The 19,003-nt window shown below is 65.2% G+C and carries 19 protein-coding genes; 14 read left to right on the top strand and 5 right to left on the bottom strand.

What is annotated here, in order from left to right:
* The first annotated feature begins 50 nt into the window (after window positions 1-50).
* Both AC04MD_RS09735 and AC04MD_RS09730 read left to right on the top strand, forming a co-directional pair.
* Window positions 51-686 (top strand): glutathione S-transferase N-terminal domain-containing protein, encoded by a 636-nt coding sequence (locus AC04MD_RS09735; RefSeq protein WP_475497086.1) that lies wholly within the window; start codon window positions 51-53, stop codon window positions 684-686.
* A 64-nt stretch (window positions 687-750) separates the two neighbouring features.
* Entirely contained in the window at window positions 751-1,209 is a 459-nt protein-coding gene (locus AC04MD_RS09730; RefSeq protein WP_475497085.1) for a ClpXP protease specificity-enhancing factor, read from the top strand.
* Between the two features lie 49 nt (window positions 1,210-1,258).
* Here AC04MD_RS09730 and AC04MD_RS09725 read toward each other — a convergent pair whose 3' ends face one another.
* The 3 genes from AC04MD_RS09725 to AC04MD_RS09715 are packed head-to-tail and all read right to left on the bottom strand — an operon-like array spanning window position 1,259 to window position 2,734.
* A complete protein-coding gene (locus AC04MD_RS09725; RefSeq protein WP_475497084.1) occupies window positions 1,259-1,594 on the bottom strand; it encodes a DUF3301 domain-containing protein in 336 nt (111 codons plus the stop codon).
* 7 nt (window positions 1,595-1,601) lie between these two features.
* The gene (nadC, locus tag AC04MD_RS09720) at window positions 1,602-2,468 is read right to left on the bottom strand and encodes a carboxylating nicotinate-nucleotide diphosphorylase (RefSeq protein WP_475497083.1); all 867 of its coding nucleotides are present in this window, start codon (window positions 2,466-2,468) and stop codon (window positions 1,602-1,604) included.
* Window positions 2,465-2,734 (bottom strand): Trm112 family protein, encoded by a 270-nt coding sequence (locus tag AC04MD_RS09715; RefSeq protein WP_475497082.1) that lies wholly within the window; start codon window positions 2,732-2,734, stop codon window positions 2,465-2,467. The genes nadC and AC04MD_RS09715 overlap by 4 nt, the downstream gene beginning before the upstream one ends.
* 64 nt (window positions 2,735-2,798) lie before the next feature.
* On the opposite strand from AC04MD_RS09715, the gene purE reads away from it, so the two are divergent.
* Window positions 2,799-3,308: a 5-(carboxyamino)imidazole ribonucleotide mutase gene (purE, locus tag AC04MD_RS09710; protein ID WP_475497081.1), complete on the top strand. Its 510-nt coding sequence runs from the start codon at window positions 2,799-2,801 to the stop codon at window positions 3,306-3,308.
* Window positions 3,305-4,447, top strand: coding sequence for a 5-(carboxyamino)imidazole ribonucleotide synthase (locus AC04MD_RS09705; protein ID WP_475497080.1), 1,143 nt, complete (start codon window positions 3,305-3,307; stop codon window positions 4,445-4,447). The genes purE and AC04MD_RS09705 overlap by 4 nt, the downstream gene beginning before the upstream one ends.
* A 76-nt stretch (window positions 4,448-4,523) precedes the next feature.
* Here AC04MD_RS09705 and AC04MD_RS09700 read toward each other — a convergent pair whose 3' ends face one another.
* The gene (locus AC04MD_RS09700) at window positions 4,524-5,102 is read right to left on the bottom strand and encodes a superoxide dismutase (RefSeq protein WP_436041591.1); all 579 of its coding nucleotides are present in this window, start codon (window positions 5,100-5,102) and stop codon (window positions 4,524-4,526) included.
* A 155-nt stretch (window positions 5,103-5,257) separates the two neighbouring features.
* Here AC04MD_RS09700 and grxD point away from each other — a divergent pair, with 155 nt between their 5' ends.
* From grxD to ppnN, 5 genes are all read left to right on the top strand, one after another.
* Window positions 5,258-5,578 (top strand): Grx4 family monothiol glutaredoxin, encoded by a 321-nt coding sequence (gene grxD / locus AC04MD_RS09695; protein WP_475497079.1) that lies wholly within the window; start codon window positions 5,258-5,260, stop codon window positions 5,576-5,578.
* Entirely contained in the window at window positions 5,575-6,321 is a 747-nt protein-coding gene (locus AC04MD_RS09690; protein WP_475497078.1) for an SDR family NAD(P)-dependent oxidoreductase, read from the top strand. Before grxD ends, AC04MD_RS09690 begins: the two co-directional genes overlap by 4 nt.
* Window positions 6,318-6,920 (top strand): YhgN family NAAT transporter, encoded by a 603-nt coding sequence (locus AC04MD_RS09685; RefSeq protein ID WP_475497077.1) that lies wholly within the window; start codon window positions 6,318-6,320, stop codon window positions 6,918-6,920. The genes AC04MD_RS09690 and AC04MD_RS09685 overlap by 4 nt, the downstream gene beginning before the upstream one ends.
* A 264-nt stretch (window positions 6,921-7,184) precedes the next feature.
* On the top strand, window positions 7,185-10,592 hold the full coding sequence (locus AC04MD_RS09680) for a TonB-dependent receptor (protein ID WP_475497076.1): 3,408 nt from the start codon (window positions 7,185-7,187) through the stop codon (window positions 10,590-10,592).
* 128 nt (window positions 10,593-10,720) lie between these two features.
* Window positions 10,721-12,103 (top strand): nucleotide 5'-monophosphate nucleosidase PpnN, encoded by a 1,383-nt coding sequence (ppnN, locus tag AC04MD_RS09675; RefSeq protein ID WP_475497075.1) that lies wholly within the window; start codon window positions 10,721-10,723, stop codon window positions 12,101-12,103.
* A 9-nt stretch (window positions 12,104-12,112) separates the two neighbouring features.
* On the opposite strand, the gene AC04MD_RS09670 is transcribed toward ppnN, so the two are convergent.
* On the bottom strand, window positions 12,113-13,150 hold the full coding sequence (locus AC04MD_RS09670) for a sensor histidine kinase (protein WP_475497074.1): 1,038 nt from the start codon (window positions 13,148-13,150) through the stop codon (window positions 12,113-12,115).
* Between the two features lie 157 nt (window positions 13,151-13,307).
* Here AC04MD_RS09670 and AC04MD_RS09665 point away from each other — a divergent pair, with 157 nt between their 5' ends.
* Genes AC04MD_RS09665 through AC04MD_RS09645 form a run of 5 tightly spaced genes read left to right on the top strand, consistent with a single transcriptional unit; the run spans window position 13,308 to window position 19,003 of the window.
* Window positions 13,308-13,862, top strand: a complete 555-nt coding sequence (locus AC04MD_RS09665; protein ID WP_475497073.1) for a GspH/FimT family pseudopilin — start codon at window positions 13,308-13,310, stop codon at window positions 13,860-13,862.
* Window positions 13,859-14,344: a type IV pilus modification protein PilV gene (pilV, locus tag AC04MD_RS09660; RefSeq protein WP_475497072.1), complete on the top strand. Its 486-nt coding sequence runs from the start codon at window positions 13,859-13,861 to the stop codon at window positions 14,342-14,344. Before AC04MD_RS09665 ends, pilV begins: the two co-directional genes overlap by 4 nt.
* Window positions 14,341-15,192 carry a PilW family protein gene (locus AC04MD_RS09655; protein ID WP_475497071.1) on the top strand — a complete coding sequence of 284 codons (852 nt, stop codon included), beginning with the start codon at window positions 14,341-14,343 and terminating at the stop codon, window positions 15,190-15,192. The genes pilV and AC04MD_RS09655 overlap by 4 nt, the downstream gene beginning before the upstream one ends.
* A gap of 26 nt (window positions 15,193-15,218) precedes the next feature.
* A complete protein-coding gene (locus AC04MD_RS09650) occupies window positions 15,219-15,728 on the top strand; it encodes a pilus assembly PilX family protein (RefSeq protein ID WP_475497070.1) in 510 nt (169 codons plus the stop codon).
* The gene (locus AC04MD_RS09645; protein ID WP_475497069.1) at window positions 15,725-19,003 is read left to right on the top strand and encodes a pilus assembly protein; all 3,279 of its coding nucleotides are present in this window, start codon (window positions 15,725-15,727) and stop codon (window positions 19,001-19,003) included. The genes AC04MD_RS09650 and AC04MD_RS09645 overlap by 4 nt, the downstream gene beginning before the upstream one ends.

The raw sequence follows: 19,003 nt of genomic DNA, 5'->3' as shown, positions 1-19,003 counted from the left end.
GCTGGCGGCGTCGGTGCGATCGGCGGATTCCGATCGTCGGAGAGCCGTGAATGGCTGCGAGTCCACGTATGCGCAATACACTGACGTTGTTTTCCTCCACCGATGATGTCCTTTGCCACCGCGTGCGGCTGGTGCTCGCCGCCAAGGGCGTGAGCTACGACCTGGTCCCGGTGGACCCGCAGAATCCGCCCGAAGATCTCATCGACCTGAATCCCTACCATTCCGTGCCCACCCTGGTGGAGCGCGATCTGGTGCTGTACGCCGCCTCGGTGGTCAGCGAATACCTCGACGAACGCTATCCGCACCCGCCGCTGATGCCGGTCGATCCGTTGTCGCGCGCCCGATTGCGCCTGGCGATGTTGCGCATCGAGCACGACTGGGTGCCGCAGGTGCAGGCCATCCAGCTGGGCAACAAGCCGCAGGCCGAAGCCGGCCGCAAGCGCCTGAAGGAACTGCTGACCGCATCCGTGCCGCTGTTCAAGGCGAGCAAGTTCTTCCTCAATCCCGAGATGAGCCTGGCCGACTGCGCCATGGCGCCGATCATCTGGCGCCTGCCGTCGCTGGACGTGCCGCTGCCGAAGGATGGCAAGGCGATCGAGGATTACGGCAACCGCATCTTTCGGCATCCCGGCTTCCTGCGCAGCCTGACGGACGCGGAAAAGAAGCTGCGCGAGATCCCGGTCTGACCCACCGCCGTGCACGACCAGGCCTGGCGCGATTCCGTACCGCGATGGGCCGCCGAGAAGTGAAATGACCGACGCCTCTTCCCGCATGACCAGCCACCGTCCGTACCTGCTGCGGGCGCTGAACGAGTGGATCGCCGACAACGGCATGACCCCGCACCTGCTGGTAGACGCGACGATGGCGGGCGTGCAGGTGCCCGCGAGCGCGGTGAAGGAAGGCAAGGTGGTGCTGAACATCGCCGAGCGCGCCGTCGTGCGGTTGATGATCGACAACGACGCCGTCAGCTTCACCGCCCGTTTCGGCGGCGTCAGCCATGCGGTGCATGTGCCGATCAGCGCCGTGCTGGCGATCTACTCGCGCGAGACCGGGCAGGGCATGGCGCTGCCGGACGATGTGGCGCACGACACCGATGCCGCGGGCGATGACGACGATGTCGTGACGTCGCAGGACGCGCCACCCGACGACGATACGCCGCCTGCCGGTGGCGGAGGCAAGCGTCCTCCGTTCCTGCGCGTGGTGAAGTAACCCGGTCGTAGCGCTGCGTGCGCCAGCGAGGACGCCCTCTCGCGGCCCGTCAGTCCGGATTGATCGGCGACACCCTCGGTGCGACAGGGCCGACGAACGACACCAGTTGGCCTTTCCGCAGCACCAGCCGGCCGACGTGCCGGTCGACACCGTCGTACGAATACTCGAAGCGGAAGCTGCGCTCGAAGCCCAGCCAGCCATCCTCGCCGCGGCACAGGCGCAGCCCGTTGGCGTGTACGCTCTGGTCCAGCCAGATGACCCCTGCCGACTGGCAGGCGTTGCGGCCCAGCGCGCCGGCCCGTTCGGCGGCGGCGCGTGCCGCGTTCCAGTAGGCGAACGCCGCGCCGCCGGCGATCAGCCACAGCAATGCGCTCAGCGGCGACATGCCAGCCTCATGGCGCAGGACCCAGCTTCATCGACAGGTCGATGGCGTGGACGTGCTTGGTCAGGCCGCCGATCGAGACGAAGTCGACGCCGTCCTCCGCGATGCCGCGCAAGGTCGTGAGGTCGACGCTGCCGGAGACTTCGAGCGGGATTCGACCGGTATACGGCGCGGCCTTCGCGCGACGCACGGCCTCGCGCCGGGTCTCGGCATCGAAGTCGTCGATCAGGATGCGTTCGCAGCCTTCCGCCAGCGCTTCGTCGAGCTGCGCCAGGGTTTCCACTTCCACGATGAGCGGCAGCGACGGTTGCGCGCTGCGGGCGGCACGGATGGCTGCCCGCAGCGACCCGGCGGCGCGCACGTGGTTCTCCTTCAGCATCACCGCGTCGTACAGGCCGATGCGGTGGTTCTGCCCGCCACCGCAACGGACCGCGTACTTCTGCGCCAGGCGCAGGCCGGGCAAGGTCTTGCGTGTATCGAGGATGGTGCAGCCGGTGCCGCGCACGGCGTCGACATACTCGGCCGTCACGGTCGCGGTGCCGGACAGCGTCTGCAGGAAGTTCAACGACGAGCGCTCGGCGGTGACCAGCGCGCGCGACCGGCCGGCCAGCGTGGCCACGACGGTACCGGCGCCGACACGATCGCCGTCCTGCACGCGCCAGTCGATCCGGACCTCGGGGTCGACGGCACGATGGCAGGCATCGAACCAGGGACGGCCAGCGATGACGGCGTCTTCCTTGCACAGCAGGTAGGCGATGTCGGTCGTATCGGGCAACAGGGCGGCGGTGACGTCGCCATTGCCCACGTCCTCGGCCAGCGCGCGCGCGACGTCCGAGGCGACGACCTCCGCAGGCGGTGGCGTCGGGTGCTGGCTCATCGCGCGGGGAAGTCGGTGACCTGCGCGGTGGCGATCGCTTCTTCGGCCAGCAGGACCGGGATGCCGTCTTCGACACGGTAGACCGTCTTGCGGTCGTGCGTGACCAGCGCTTCGCGCAACGGGTCAGCCTGCGCGGTGTCGTCGATGCGTTTGACCTGTCCCTCACCGATGGCGCGGTTGAGCGCCTCCAGGCCGCGCGCGTCGAGCATGGCCAGCGGCTGGCGGGTGGTGGGGCAGCAGAGGAGGTCGAGCAGTTTGCGGTCCATGTGGGGGACTCGATCAGCGGTTCGGTCAGAAGGGTAGAATACGTCTTTGCGACCGAGGACGGCCATGACCGCCAGCGTTTCCAGCCCCGTCGTGGGCATCGTGATGGGTTCCCGCTCCGACTGGGAGACCATGCAGCATGCCGCGCAGAAACTGGATGCGCTGGGCGTTCCCTACGAAGTGAAGGTCGTCTCCGCGCACCGCACCCCGGACGTGCTGTTCTCGTATGCGGAGGAAGCGTCTTCGCGTGGATTGCGCGCGATCATCGCCGGCGCGGGCGGTGCCGCCCACCTGCCTGGCATGCTCGCCGCGAAGACGGCGGTGCCGGTGCTCGGCGTGCCGGTGCAGTCGAAGGCGCTCAACGGCATGGACTCGCTGCTGTCCATCGTGCAGATGCCGGCCGGCATTCCGGTGGCGACGTTCGCGATCGGCAACGCGGGCGCGGCCAATGCGGGCCTGTTCGCCGCCGCGCTGCTGTCGGCGGAACATCCGGCGATCGGCGCTGCGCTCCATGCCTTCCGCACGCGGCAGACCGACGACGTGATGGCGCACGACGATCCTCGCCAGCCGCTATGACGACGGTCGGCATCCTCGGAGGTGGCCAGTTGGCGCGGATGCTCGCGCTCTCCGGTGCGCCGCTCGGCCTGCGCTTCCTGGTGATGGATACCGCTTCGGATGCCTGCGCCGGCCAATTCGCGCCGCTGCTGGTGGGCGACTATCGCGATGAAGCGGCGTTGGCCGAGTTCGCATCCAGGGTCGACGTCGCCACGTTCGATTTCGAGAACGTCCCGGCGGAAAGCGCCGAATGGCTTTCGCAGCGCGTCCCCGTGTTCCCGAACCCGCGCGCACTGGCGGTCGCGCAGGATCGCCTGGTCGAGAAAACGCTGTTCCAGGAACTCGGCATTCCGGTCGGCGCGTTCGCTGACGTTGGCAGCCTCGACGTGCTGCGTGCCGAGGTCGAGCGGCTGGGCGGCGCCTGCGTCCTCAAGACGCGTCGCCTGGGCTACGACGGCAAGGGGCAGTTCCGGATCAAGTCGCTGGCCGATGTCGATGCGGCGTGGGAGGCGTTGGGCGCTCAGGCGGCCACGGTCGGCCTGATCGTCGAAGCCTTCATTCCGTTCGAGCGGGAGCTGTCGGTGGTGGCCGTGCGTGGTCGCGACGGCGAGTTCCGTACGTGGCCGCTGACCGAGAACTGGCATGTCGACGGCGTGCTGTCGGCGAGCCTGGCGCCTGCGCGCGTCGACGTCGCACTGGCGGACGCCGCCTGCGCGCATGCGCGCCGGTTGGCCGAGTCGCTCGACTATGTCGGCGTGTTCGCGCTGGAGCTTTTCTATCGAGAGGGAGAGCTGCTCGCCAACGAAATGGCGCCGCGCGTGCACAACTCCGGCCACTGGACGATCGAAGGCGCGGAGACGTCCCAGTTCCAGAACCACCTGCGCGCCGTGCTCGGCCTGCCGCTGGGCGATACGCGCGTGCTTGGCCATGCCTGCATGCTCAACTGGATCGGCGAGATGCCGGATCCGCGCGCCGTGCTGCAGGAATCGGGTGGCCACTGGCACGACTATGGCAAGGATCCGCGGGCGGGTCGCAAGGTCGGCCACGCCACCGTGCGTACGGACGACGCCTCGTCGCTGGCGCAGGCACTGTCGCGCGTGGGCACTGCGCTCGTGCGCGAGTCGCAGGTGGCGCCGGTCGTCGCACGACTGTCTGCCTAGGCGGACCGTTGCCTAAGGCGCAAACGAAAACGGCCGGGTTTCCCCGGCCGTTTCCATGTGGAGCGATGGTGCGCGCTCAGCGCAGGTTGCCGGCCACGAAATCCCAGTTCACCAGCGCCCAGAACGACTCCACGTACTTCGGGCGGGCGTTGCGGTAGTCGATGTAGTAGGCGTGCTCCCACACGTCGATGGTCAGCAGCGGCTTGTCCTCGCCGGTCAGCGGGGTGGCCGCATTGGAGGTGCTGGCCAGCGCCAGCGAGCCGTCCGGACGCTGCACCAGCCAGCCCCAGCCGGAGCCGAAGGTGCCGATGGCGGTCTTGGTGAACTCTTCCTTGAACTTGGCGAAGTCGCCGAAGGCCTTGTTGATCAGCTCGGCCAGCTTGCCGGTCGGCTCACCGCCGCCGTTGGGCTTGAGGCCATTCCAGTAGAAGGTGTGGTTCCAGACCTGGGCCGCGTTGTTGAACATGCCGCCCTGCGACTTGCGCACGATCTCTTCCAGCGACGCGTCGGCGAACTCGGTGCCCTCGATCAGCTTGTTGAGGTTGTCGACGTAGGTCTTGTGGTGCTTGCTGTAGTGGAAATCGATGGTCTCGCCGGAGATGTGCGGCTCCAGCGCGGTGCGGTCGTAGGGCAGGGGGGGCAGTTCGATGGCCATGGCTCGGTTCCTTACGCTAGGCGGGTCAAGAGGGTGCGCTGGCATCGGCAGGCGATGCAAAGGCTTACACTATGCGAGCCGCAGGCAGGCCTGCGGAACGGTTCGAAAGTGTACCCGACGGTGGTTGCCAAACCGTCAATGAAGGAGAAATCAGCATGCCGGTGATGGAACGCATCCAGGCCGAAGTGGATGGCCACCCGATCGTCCTTTTCATGAAGGGCACGCCGCAGTTCCCGATGTGCGGCTTCTCCAGCCGGGCCGTGCAGGCGCTGCGCGACGCCGGCGCCGAGCACCTGCACGTGATCAACGTGCTGGAAGAACCCGAGATCCGCGCCAACCTGCCGCGCTTCTCCAACTGGCCGACCTTCCCGCAGCTCTTCATCAACGGGGAGCTGATCGGCGGTTGCGACATCACGCTGGAACTGCACGAATCGGGCGAACTGCAGCGGATAGTGACCGAGGCGTTCGCACCGTGAGTCTGATCGGACTGCCGGCGCGCGCCGCGCGCGCGCTGGACCAGCGCGTGGTGCTGGTCAGTGGTGCGCATGGCGGGTTGGGCAGTGCGGCTGCGGTGGCATGTGCGGACGCCGGCGCGACCGTCGTGCTGCTGGGCCGCAAGGTGCCGAAGTTGAACCGCGTATACGACGCGGTGGCGAAGGTGGGCGCGGAACCGTTGCTTTACCCGCTCGACCTGGAGGGCGCGACACCCGACGACTACGCCGAGCTCGCCGACCGTTTGCACGCCGAACTGGGCCGGCTGGACGGCGTGCTGCACTGCGCGGCGGAGTTCAAGGGCCTGACACCGCTCGAACATACCGACCCGGCGGCGTTCGCCCGCATCGTGCACGTCAACCTCACCGCGCCGTGGTGGCTGTCCCAGGCGTGCCTGCCGCTGCTCAAGCAGTCGGACGACGCGGCGCTGGTTTTCAGCGTGGACGACCTGGCCCGTGTCGGGCAGGCGTACTGGGGCGCCTACGGCGTCGCCCAGCACGGGCTGACCTCGCTGGTGGGCATGCTGCATGCCGAGCTGGCCGCCAGTACCGTCCGCGTGTCCGCGCTGCAGCCCGGGCCGATGCGCACCGGACTGCGCTCGCGCGCCTACGCCGACGATACCGATGCGCAGGCCCGCGATGCCGGTGCCTACGCCTCGGCCTGCGTCACCCTGCTGTCATCCGGGGGCGCCATGCACAGGGGGCAGATATGGAAGGTGCGGGCATGACCGTCCTCTCGGCGGCCCTGCTGTTGTTCCTGATCCTGGATCCGCTGGGCAACATCCCGGTGTTCCTCAGCGTGCTCAAGCCGCTGCCGCCGCGCCGGCAGCGCATTGTGGTGGTGCGCGAACTGCTGATCGCGCTGGCGGTCCTGATGGCCTTCCTGTGGGGCGGCAAGTACGCGCTCGAGATGATGCACCTGCGGCAGGAGTCGGTCGCCATCGCCGGCGGCATCGTGCTGTTCCTGATCGGCGTGCGGATGATCTTCCCGCGCCCCGAGGGATTGATGGGCGAGGTCCCGGGCGGCGAACCCTTCATCGTGCCGCTGGCCATCCCGCTGGTGGCGGGCCCTTCCGGCATGGCGGCCGTGATGCTGATGGGCAGCAACGAGCCCTCCCGACTCGGCGACTGGAGCCTGGCCCTGTTGCTCGCCTGGGGCGCCACCGCGGTGATCCTGTTCTCGGCGACGGTGCTCTACAAGTGGCTGGGGCGGCGCGTACTGACCGCGATCGAGCGGTTAATGGGCATGCTTCTGGTCGCCATTTCCGTGCAAATGGTGCTGGACGGCATCGGCACGTACCTGAAGCTGACGCCCCCCAATATCTGACCGCAGGGGGCGGGTCGTGGGGTGGCCGGCTCGCAAGGTGAGGGCGCTCGCGAAGGCGGGTCGCCGACCGTGCTGCACTGCGGAAATTTTGTCATGCCGCGGTCACAAAATGGTCCTATCGTGTTAACCTGTTATTAACCTCCGCGAACGTCGCGTGGGCCATGGGAACCCCTAGCACGCCCTTCGAAACGACCTTCCGGGTCGCTTCCGCGCACGTCCGTCAGCCAGCTTCGCCACATCACTCCCGTACCTGAGGTTTATCCAATGAACCAACCCCGTCGTCTTCGTCTGTCCAAGCTCAGCCTTGGCCTCGTCGTCGCGCTCGCCGCCGCTCCTGCCTTCGCGCAGAGCACTTCGTCCGGTGTGGGCGGTCTGGTCACCGACAATGGCGGCCAGCCCGTCGCCGGCGCCGAAGTGACCATCACCCACGTCGAATCCGGTACGGTCAGCCGCGCCACCACCGATGCCAGCGGCCGTTACACCGCGCGCGGCCTGCGCGTGGGCGGTCCCTACCAGGTGACGATCACCAAGTCGGGTTCGGGCACCAAGACCGAAGACAACATCTTCCTGCAGCTGAACCAGACCAGCACCGTGGACGCCGCACTGACCGGCGACCTGACCACGCTGGAAACCGTCACGGCCGTGGGTTTCTCCGGCGGTTCGGAAGTCTTCAGCGCCACCAAGATGGGGTCGGGCACCAGCGTCGATCGCGTGACGATCGAGAACCTGCCGTCGGTCAACGGCAACATCCAGGACTACATGCGCCTCGACCCGCGCGTGACCTTTAGCGATCGCGCCTCGGGCAGCATCACCGCCGGCGGCCAGAACCCGCGCTTCAACAAGATCACCATCGACGGCGTGTCGGCCAGCGACACCTTCGGCCTGGAAGGCAACAACATGCCGACCCAGCGCCAGCCGGTCTCGATGGAAGCCATCGAAGCCATCGACGTGAACCTGTCGAACTACGACGTGACGATGTCCGGCGCCGCCGGTGCCAACGTCAACGCCGTGACCAAGTCGGGTACCAACGAATTCCACGGCTCGGTGTACGGCACCTACCGCGACGGCGACTGGTTCGGCGACTACCCGGCGCGCGTCGCCGGCAGCTCGCTCAACGTCACCGGCCTGCCGTTCGACGAATACGACGACGAGTCCACCTGGGGCGTCACCCTGGGCGGCCCGATCGTCAAGGACAAGCTGTTCTTCTTCGCCAACTACGAGAAGTTCAAGCAGACCAACATCGGCCCGGCCGGCAAGAGCCAGGGCACGAACCCGCTGGCGGCCGGCAACGCCGACTTCGACGCCGCCGACCTGGCCGAAGTGCAGAACATCGCGCGCGACGTCTGGGGCTTCGATGCCGGCGGCCTGACCGGCGGCGGCGACACCGAGCTGGAAGAATACGCGCTGAAGCTGGACTGGAACATCAGCGACGCCCACCGCGCCAGCCTGCGCTACAGCAAGCTGGAACAGAACCGCGTGCGTCCGGAAGCGTCCACGGCCAGCATCCTGTCGCTGAGCTCGAACTGGTACAACCACGCCAAGACCGTGGAAAGCTACGTCGGCCAGCTGTTCAGCGACTGGTCCGACACGTTCTCCACCGAGTTCAAGGTGTCCTACCGCGACTACTCGGCGATCCGCATCAGCCCGACCACCGCACCGACCATCCAGGTCTATTTCGACGACGGTATCGTCGGCAACGGCAACGACGCCCCGATCGGCAGCAGCAGCAACAGCTTCTCCGGCCTGGACGCGATCCGCCTCGGCACCGAGCGCAGCTCGCCGGGCAACGCCCTGCTGACCGAAACCTGGAACTACTTCGGTTCGGGCACCTGGACCGTCGGCGACCACGACATCAAGTTCGGCGCCGAGTACAGCGAGAGCGAAATCTACAATTTCTTCCTGCAGGACTCGTGGGGCAACTACAGCTTCTACGTGCCGCTGGTGAATGGCGTCTCCGATTTCGGCAATCTGCGTCGTGGCCAGTACTTCGACTACGACCTGCAGACCAACCCGACCGACCCGAGCGCGATCGCGGCCCGCTACAAGAACAAGAGCATGGGCTTCTTCGTGCAGGACACGTGGTACGTCTCGCCGAACCTGACGCTGACCTTCGGCGTGCGCGCCGACAAGCCCGACGCCAGCCCGAACCCGCCGTACAACGAGTGCTTCGCCGCCGCCCCGGGCACGATCAACGCCGCCTGCGGTACCGGCTACACCGGTGGCTTCGGCATCGCCAACAACAACACCTACAACGGCGACTACATCATCCAGCCGCGTTTCGGCTTCAACTACACCTTCGACAGCGAGCGCTCCATGCAGCTGCGTGGTGGCGTGGGCCTGTTCCAGGGTGATGCGCCGAACGTGTGGGTGGGCAATGCCTACAGCAGCACGGGCATGAACTATGTCTCGTACCAGAATCTGAGCTCGTGGCAAACCGTGCCGTTCAGCGCCGATGGCCTGAACCAGAACTCCCCGAGCACCCCGGGTGCCGGCGTGCGCAACGTCAACGCCATCAGCAGCGACTTCGAGCTGCCGTCGGTGTGGAAGGCCAACCTGGCCATCGACGTCGAGACCCCGTGGAACGGCATCGTGGCGTCGGCCGAGTTGCTGCTGACGGACGTCAAGAACGGCCTGTTCTACCGCACCCTCAACGTCGGCCCCGGCTACGTGGGTCCGGACGGTCGCGTGCTGTACTGGAACCCGAACAGTTCGCGTCCGTTCGGCAACAGCAGCGCCGGCACCGGCGCCTTGGCACCCAATGGTGCGCGCTTCGGCCGCAACACGTACTTCGGTGACGTGTTCCTGCTGGAGAACACCAACAAGGGCAAGGGCCAGCAGCTGACGGTCTCGCTGACCAAGCCGTTCTCCACCGAGAGCGACTGGACCTGGAGCCTGGGTTACACCCGCACCAACGCCGAGGAAGTGTCGGCGCTGACCAGCTCCACCGCGGGTTCGGGCTACGGTTCGCAGCTGGGCACCAGCATCAACGAGCCGACCAGCTCGACCGCCCGCTACGAGATCAAGGACCGCTTCAGCGGCGCCCTGAACTGGTCGCACAAGTTCTTCGGCGACTACGCCACCCAGGTCGGCCTGTTCTATGAAGGCCGCAGCGGCCGTCCGTTCAGCTACATCTTCAACGGCGACGCCAACGGCGACAACCGCACCTTCAACGACCTGTTCTACGTGCCGAACGGCACCGGCAACGACGTCAAGTTCGGCAGCCTGAGCGCGACCGGCGTGTTCACCCCGAACGCGGCGATGGAGCAGGCGTTCTGGACGTGGCTGGAGCGGCAGGACGGCCTGAGCCGCTACAAGGGCACCTACGCGCCCGAGAACGGCTTCACCTCCGGCTGGGTCAACACCTTCGACATCCGCATCAGCCAGGAACTGCCGGGCTTCATGAAGGGCCACAAGTCCAAGATCTGGCTCGACATCCAGAATGTCGGCAACCTGATCAACAAGGATTGGGGCCACGTGGTCGACTACGGCTTCAACGCCAACCAGGCGGTCGCCACGCTGATCGGCGTCCACCAGGGGCAGTATGTCTATGGCTACCGCTCCGGTACGGAGTTCGGCCAGTCCACCGCGCTGGGCATGCCGACCAACGCCGACAGCCAGACCAACGGCATCTCGCAGTGGTCGCTGCAGGTGGGCCTGAAGTACGAGTTCTGATCCGCAGTTAGCCAGCGGAATGCAAAGGACGGCCGGGGAAACCCGGCCGTTTTCTTTTGGGCGGACTCCTCTTGCCTGCGGGACTGCGCTACAGTCCCGCTCCTCACGAACAGACGACAGGGATTCCCATGAACCAAACGGCATCGAGGGCGTTGCCGGTGCAGGACGCGCGGATCTATCCGCGTGGCGGCCTGGACGTGCTTTCACGCGCCGAAGTGGCGCGCCTGCGCGACGCATCCAGCGGCGGCATGCACGAACTGCTGCGCCGTTGCGCACTGGCCGTGCTGACCAGCGGCAGCGCGTCCGACGATCCGCGCGCAGCGCGCGATCTCTATCCTGATTTCGACATTCAGGTCCTGCAGCAGGACCGCGGCGTGCGCATCGACCTGATCAATGCGCCGGCGATGGCGTTCGTCGATGGCGAGATCATCCGCGGCGTGGCCGAGCTGCTGTTCGCCGTGGTACGCGACCTGGCGTACACCGCCATCGAACTCGGTCCGGAGTATGCGGACGACCTGGAATCCTCGGCCGGCATCACCAATGCGGTGTTCGGCCTGCTGCGCAACGCGCGCATCCTCAAGCCCAGCGACCCCAACCTGGTCGTGTGCTGGGGTGGCCACTCGATCTCGCGCGACGAATACCTCTATACCAAGCAAGTCGGTTACGAGCTGGGCCTGCGCGGCCTGGACATCTGCACCGGCTGCGGTCCGGGTGCGATGAAGGGGCCGATGAAGGGCGCGACCATCGCGCACGCCAAACAGCGCCGTGCTAAGACGCGCTACATCGGCGTCACCGAGCCGGGCATCATCGCGGCCGAGTCGCCGAACCCGATCGTCAACCACCTGGTGATCATGCCGGACATCGAGAAGCGCCTGGAGGCCTTCGTCCGCATCGGTCACGGCATCCTGGTGTTCCCGGGCGGCGTGGGCACGGCGGAAGAGATCCTCTATCTGCTCGGCATCCTGCTGCATCCGGACAACGCGCACCTGCCGTTCCCGCTGATCCTGACCGGCCCGACCATCGCCGCGCCGTACTTCGAGCAGATCGACCGCTTCATCCGGTTGACCCTGGGCGACGCGGCGGCCGAGCGCTACGAGATCATCATCGGCGACCCGGTCGCGGTGGCGAAGAAGATGGTGGGCGGCATCCGCAAGGTGCGCGAGTACCGCATCGAGCACAAGGATTCGTTCTTCTTCAACTGGGCCGTCCAGATCCCCGAGGACTACCAGCAGCCTTTCGTTCCGTCGCACGAGGCGATGGCGGCGCTGCAGCTGCGTCCCGGGCGCGCCGTGCATGATCTCGCCGCCGACCTGCGGCGTGCGTTCTCGGGCATCGTGGCGGGCAACGTCAAGGAAGACGGCATGCGCCGGATCGAGGAATTCGGCCCGTTCGAGATCCACGGCGACGCGGCCATGATGCTGGCGCTGGATGCGCTGCTGCGCGCCTTCGTCGAGCAGCGCCGCATGAAGATCGCAGGCGAGTACAAGCCCTGCTACCGCGTGGTGACCTGACGTCCCCGTCTATCGCGGGACGTCGAGCGGCAACTGGATGGTGACGGTGTAGAGGCCGTCGGCGACCCGCGTATCCACGCGTCCGCGGCCCTGGGTCGTGGCGTGGATGCGGGCGCGCACCGAACTGAGACCGACCTGGTGGCCGGCGGCGGCGCGCGCAGACGCCGGCGGCAGGGTATTGGCCACGGCGATGTACAGGTATCCCTCGTCCAGCCAGACCCGGATGCCGACTTCGCCGCCCGCCGTCGAAGGTTCGATCCCGTGGCGGATCGCGTTCTCGGCGAGCGGCTGGATGGACAGCGTGGGAATCTGCAGCGTTGGCAGCGCATCGGGGACTTCCCAGCGCAGTTGCAGGCGGTCGCCCAGGCGCAGCTGTTCGATCTCCAGGTACCGGCGCGCGAGCGAAAGATCCTCCTCCAGCCGCAACGAATCGCGCTGCGACAGCGCCGCCCGGAACAGGTCCGACAGGTCCAGCAGCAACTGCTCTGCCAGGTCGGGCTTCGCGTGCAGCAGCGAAATGCCGGTATTGAGGGTGTTGAACAGAAAGTGCGGCTGGATGCGGGCCTGCAGCGCCTGCAGTTTGGCCTGCTCGGCGCTGACGGCCAGCTGTTTGGCATTCCACTGTGCCTGGAAGGCGGCCAGGCCGAGCAGCCCCATGATCAGGGCGATGGCGGTCACGCGCAGCGCGAAGGGCGTCCAGCCGTCCTCAGGCATGAGTGCGAAGTCGCGCAGCGTCAGCCAGGCAAGGCCGACGACCATCCAGGTGCTGGCTAACAGTGCGCCCAGCCCGATCTGGGCGACGACGGGTGGCCGGAAGCGCACGAGTTGCCTGCGCAACAGGTAGAGGAGGCACAGCGCCGTCAGGGATATCCACTGGATGGCAAGCGAGGCGACGCCGAAGTAGGTCAGGCGGTCGCCTTCACTGCTGGGTGCGATGGCCAGCACCGCCGCCAGAGACTCGCCCGCCAGCAACACCCAGACCAGGGTCCGCGCCTGCCACAGGGTGTCGAGAGGGCTCAGCACGGTCTGAGGAGAGTGGAGGGGCATGGGCTTGGAGTTCGGGACAGGCCCCCATGATGCCCCAAGCTGTTCGTAAAGCCGGACCTCGACCGCCTTTTGGGGGCCGGATTGTGCCGTTCATTCTGCAAACGCTGGTGCCCTCTGCCTCGGGGCGCTAGCGTGGGCCATCTACAAGGGGAATGGTATGTCTGCCTTACAACCCGCCCAGGGCGAGGCCGGAGGTGCGTTGCGGCGCATCGTCAGGTGCCAGGGTTTCACACTTATCGAGCTGATGGTGACCATCGCCGTGATCGCGCTCATCGCGGCGGTTGCGTCCCCCGCGATGATCACGCTGATGAACTCCAATCGCCTGTCGAGCACTGCCGGCGAACTGGCTTCCGCGGCTCAATTGGCGCGCGCAGAGGCGATCCGCCGAAGTGCGCCGGTCGTTCTTTGCGGCAGTGACGATGGCCTGGAGTGCACGGCCGGCGGTGACTGGAGGGGCTGGGCGGTTGTCGGACAGAACAACCGGGACGCGGACGAAGAGACCATTCGGGGAGGCATTTTCCCCGCCAACCTGGATCTCACCGGTCCCGCTGGCGGCATCACCTTCAATTCGACGGGTCTGATCGCGGCGGCGACGCAGCTGACCGTATGCATCCCGACCGACAAACCGGCGGACAACCAGCGCCTGCTTACCATCAGCGTCGCCGGCCATGTGTTAACCGAGAGAGGCAACGGTGGGGGTGCCTGCCCATGAAGTGTCAGCTTGAGACGCGAGTGCGTCCCCGCAGGGGATCGCCGCATGGTGCGCGCGGCATCCGGGGCGTCAGCCTCATCGAGGTGCTGGTCGCGGTCGTCGTGCTGAGCATCGGACTGCTCGGCGTTGCCGCCATGCAGTCGGTTGCATTGCGCGGAGGTCAAAGCTCGCTGGAAACGAGTCAGGCGGTGATGCAGACCAATGCCATCCTGGATGCCATGCGGGCCAATCGCGCCAATGCCCTGAACTACAACACGGGCGGCATGATCTGTGCGGTGGGTGCTGCAGGTACGTTGGCGCAGAACGATCTGCGGAACTGGATCGAGGACCTGAAGCTCAATATCACCGGTGATGACGACGATACGACGACCTGTGGACAGGTCGCGGGCTGTCCCGACGCATGCGTGATCACCGTGCAATGGGACGACTCGCGCGCCGGTGGAGAGCAGACGCGGACGATCGTCACGAGGACCACGATATGAGCGCGCGTCGGGAGGGTTACAGATCGTTCCTGCGGCAGGCGGCCGGCTTCAGTCTGATCGAGCTGATGGTTGCCCTGGTGCTGGGCCTGCTGGTGGCGGGTGCCGCGTTGGCGATCCTGCAATCGAACCAGGCGACGTATCGTTCCAACGAGGGCCTGAACCGTATTCAGGAGAATGCACGCATCGCCTTCGAACTGATGTCGCGCGATATCCGTGCCGCAGGTGGTAGCGCCTGCTCGCGATTCTCCAACGTGGAAGGCGCCAGTTTCGAGGCAGTCCGTTTCAGTACCGCGCCTATCGAAGGCACCGCCGGCAGCCTCCGGATCTTCTCCGGGGACGATACCGCCTATCGTGTGGCGACCACGACGAGTACGTCGGTGAGGCTGGATGATGAGGACCTGGAGGATGCAACCGATGCATTCTCCGTGGGTGACGTGATCATGTTGTGCAACAGCAACAAGACGCATGTGATCACCGCGACGGGCGTCAGTACCGACACCGTGACCTTCGCCGCGCTGCCGGACTATCCGGTCAATGATCCCGCTTTGCTTCCCTCCGTGACGCTGGCGCGCTTTCGCGACGTGAACTGGTCCGTCTTGCCCAATGGTCGCGGCGGCAGTTCGCTCTTCATGTCGCGCATGGGCGGTGCTCCCGAGGAAGTGATCGAGGGTGTCCAGGACATCGCGTTCGAGTACCTACAGCGCGGCGCCGCCAACTACGCGAATGTCGCGGGGAACGACGTGATCTCGGTGCGGATCGCAATGACGTTGCAGGGTGCGGACGACGACGGACGGGCGATTACGCGCCAGGTGTCGAATGTCATCAGCCTGAGGGGGCGCACGCTATGAGGTACACCCGGTTCCGCGGACAGTCCATGCGGAGTGGGCAACAGGGCATCGCGCTCGTCGTTGTCCTCATTCTGCTCGTGGTGACGGCAATCCTTGGGCTCGCCATCATGAGGAGCTCCGCGATGCAGGAGCGGATGGCGGCCAATCTCCGCGATCGAAGCCTTGCATTCCAGGCGGCCGAGGGCGCATTGCGCTTTGCTCAGGACCAGATCCTGGGCGTCGGAAACTGGGATACCCAGACGCCGGCGGTGGGTGATGCCTGCGTCGACGGGGTGTGCCCGAGCGGATCCGCACCCGTGTGGGTTCCGCTGGATGTAGCGGAGTACGACAGCGTGCGCATTCCCGAGGCGCCGGAGTACTGGATCGAATACATCGGTACCGGCCCCGGCCAGCCGGGCGGATGCGACTCCACCTCCGGCTCCACCTTGAACTGTGCCAATCCTATTTACCGCGTGACAGCGCGCAGCCGTGCCGAAGGCCGTGCCGACGTGCTTGTGCAAGCCACCGTCATCAGCCGCATTCCGGATGAGCCATGAAAATCCAATACTCTCGCCAATCTGATCGCCAGAACGCTGCTCGTCCTCGGCAGTGGTGGAGTCTTTCCGTGGCATTTCTCGCCACGCTGCTCGCGCTGCCGGCCAATGCAGGTATTGCCATTCCCGACCAGCCGCTTACCATCGGTGCGCGCATTCCGCCGAATATTCTCTTCTTGCTGGACAACTCCGGCTCGATGCAATGGGACTATTTGCCGGATGGCACCAATTACAGCAACTTCAGGCGATTCTCATACCTGCACAACAAGCTTTCTTACAATCCGGCCACAACGTATCTGCCTTGGGTTGATTCGACCGGTGCCACTATGGCCGGTGGGCAGAACTATCGCTCGGCATACGCGGGCACAGACCGCATCCCGCCATTCGACAACAGCACGGTGGATCTCAGGGACGAGGTCAGGACGTTCTACATTGCAAAGAACCTGGCCGGGGATCTCAACAGTCAAGCCAATTTCTGGCGCTACCAGATCCACCCGGATGAAGTGATCATCCGTAGTGAATTCATAGGGCGCACGGGAAGTGGGCCCAATTACAACCGTGGCCTGGCTGGCTACGGGTGCTCAACGGATACGGGTACGCAATGGCGCAATTGCGTCCGCGTTACTCCCACGGGACGCACCGAGGCGGAGGAACGACTCAACTATGCCACTTGGTACTCTTACCACAGGACGCGCTACAAGATCGCCAAAGCAGCGTCGGGTCGTGCCTTCTCCGAAATTGGTTCGGAGTATCGCGTAGGCTACCGGAATATTTGGAACGACATGCCGATTAGTGGCACATCGGGCGGCATCAGTTGGTCTAGTCATCCGATCACGCGTGCCAAGCCAATTCCCGTTACTCGCAACAAGGGCTTGTTTGAAGATCCGAGCGGCCCCACCGGTGCCAACAACAACAAGACGGCGTGGTATCAGCGTCTCTACGCGGAGACAGGTAGTGGCTCGACACCGTTGCGTGAGGCTCTGTACCAGGCAGGACAGTACTTCGCAACAGATACGACCAGTACTGGTCCATGGGGAGAGGACCAGTTCGCCTGTCGCCAGAACTTCACCATCCTGACGACCGATGGTTACCGTAACGATGGTGCGTGGACCTCAGTTGCTGAAGAAGACAATGCGGCTGGCACAGCGATCCCCAATCCCAACGGAGCGCCGTATACGTATACGCCTTCGCTGCCGTATTCAAGTCCGCACTCCAACACGCTGGCCGACATCGCCATGCGGTATTGGAAAAACGACCTGCGTCCGGACCTGGATAATGTGGTGCCCAGCTCGACTGCCAATCCTGCGTTCTGGCAGCACATGGTGACTTTTTCGGTATCGCTCGGTGCTGCAGGTACACTGGATCCTGAAACGGACCTGCCGGCAATCACTGCCGGCACCAAGACTTGGCCGTTTCCAACGAACAACCAATCACCAAGCATCGACGATTTGTGGCACGCGGCCGTCAACGGTCGCGGGACGTTTGTGCTGGCCAACAATGCTGACGATTTCGCTCGTGCCCTCCGTAGCGCCCTGAGCGAGATCCGTGGGCGCGCAAGTTCGTTCTCCAATGTCGCCAGCAATACGGTGTCGCTGGACACTGGCGCACAAGTCTTTAATGCGAGCTACGTTCCCGGAAGTTGGACGGGTGAAGTGATCGCGCGCTCGGTCACCGCCTCTGGCGTGGCCAATACCATCAGTTGGGCGGGATCACTACCGGCATGGAGTAGCCGCAAGGTATTCACATCTACGGGTACCAGCGGCACAGCCTTTCCGTCCGGGACACAACTGCCTTTGCTGGCTCGCACAGGCAGCGCATTGAACTATCCGGTTACGGCGACGGACAACGCCAACTACATCAAGGGCGAGGAGCGGCTTGAGGAGCATACCGGTGGGGGCGTACTGCGGAACCGAATCGCCAGCAAGATCGGCGACATCATCGGCTCATCACCGGCTTACGTGAAGGAAACCAATACGCTTTATGTAGGCGCCAACGACGGTATGTTGCATGCATTTGATGCGGCGACTGGAGTTGAGTTGTTCGCCTACATTCCCAGCATCATCAATATCAATCATCTGTCGACGCTGAGTCGCGGTGATTATGCGCATAAATTCTTCGTCGATGGCCCCGTCGTTGTCAGCAATCGGTCGCTCACAGCCAACCGTAATTTTCTCGTAGGTGCTTTGGGCAAGGGCGGCAAAGGCCTGTATGCGCTGGATGTGACTGCTCCGGAGGCCGCGACTGCGACCTCGGTGTACAAGTGGGAGCGCGCTTCAGGCGCCAACATGGGCTTGATCCTCGGCAAGCCGTTCTTTGCCCGGGTACAGACAGGCGCAGCGGCTGTGATCACGGGTAATGGCGTCAACAGCACGAATGAGCGTGCGGTGTTGATGGTGCTGAATGCGGATACGGGGGCTGTGATCCGCGAGATCGACACGGGTATCGGATCCACTGCGCTACCCAATGGTCTGTCGGCCCCCACCGGTGTCTATGGCCCCGACGGCAGGACGCTGGCATATGTCTACGCGGGCGACATGCTGGGCAATGTGTGGAAGTTCGATCTGACCAGTGCCACGCCGGGCGCGTGGACCGCCACCCGTCTGTTTACCGCACAGGACGCTGGCGGCAAGGCGCAGCCCATCAGCGGTGCGCTCGCGCTGGGTGTTCACCCCATTACGAAGAAGCGCTGGGTATTCTTCGGTACGGGTCGCTACCTGACGGCCGAAGACGCGCAGTCGACGAGTGTCGATGTGCAAAGCATGTACGGTTTCGTGGATGAGGGCACGCCGCATGTCCGCGCCAGTCTGACCGCCCGTACCGTGCAGGTAACGGAGGGCAATGTGCGTGCCTTCGAATCGAAATCCGCGCTTCCTGCCACCTCGAAGGGTTGGTATATCGATCTGCCGGCGCGCGGTGAAAGAATCATCCAGGACGCTCAATTGGCCGCCAGATTCATGGTCACGGCCAGTGTGATCCCTTCGGGCGATGCATGTAACGCCGACGGCACGGGCTATATCAACGCGCTGGATGCATTTACGGGGACGGGCGGCGGCATGTCCTACTTCGACTTGGACGGTACGGGTGGCACCGACAATACGGCGGTGTCGGGTGGTCTGCCGGTGGGGTCGGTGAATGTCGGCAACGGCATGCCCACGCTGCCCAGCCTGCTGCGCGGCGTGCTTGTGGTGGGAGGTACGGGTGGCAGTGGTGTGAGCTCGCCGCTGACATCACGGCCGCGGTGGGATCGCGCCTCGTGGCGCGAACTCCGGAGGGACTAA

The sequence above is a fragment of the Pseudoxanthomonas sp. LjRoot206 genome, from assembly GCF_056175725.1.
Note: the sequence above shows the minus strand (reverse complement) of the source record. Positions and strands in the feature narration are given on the sequence as shown.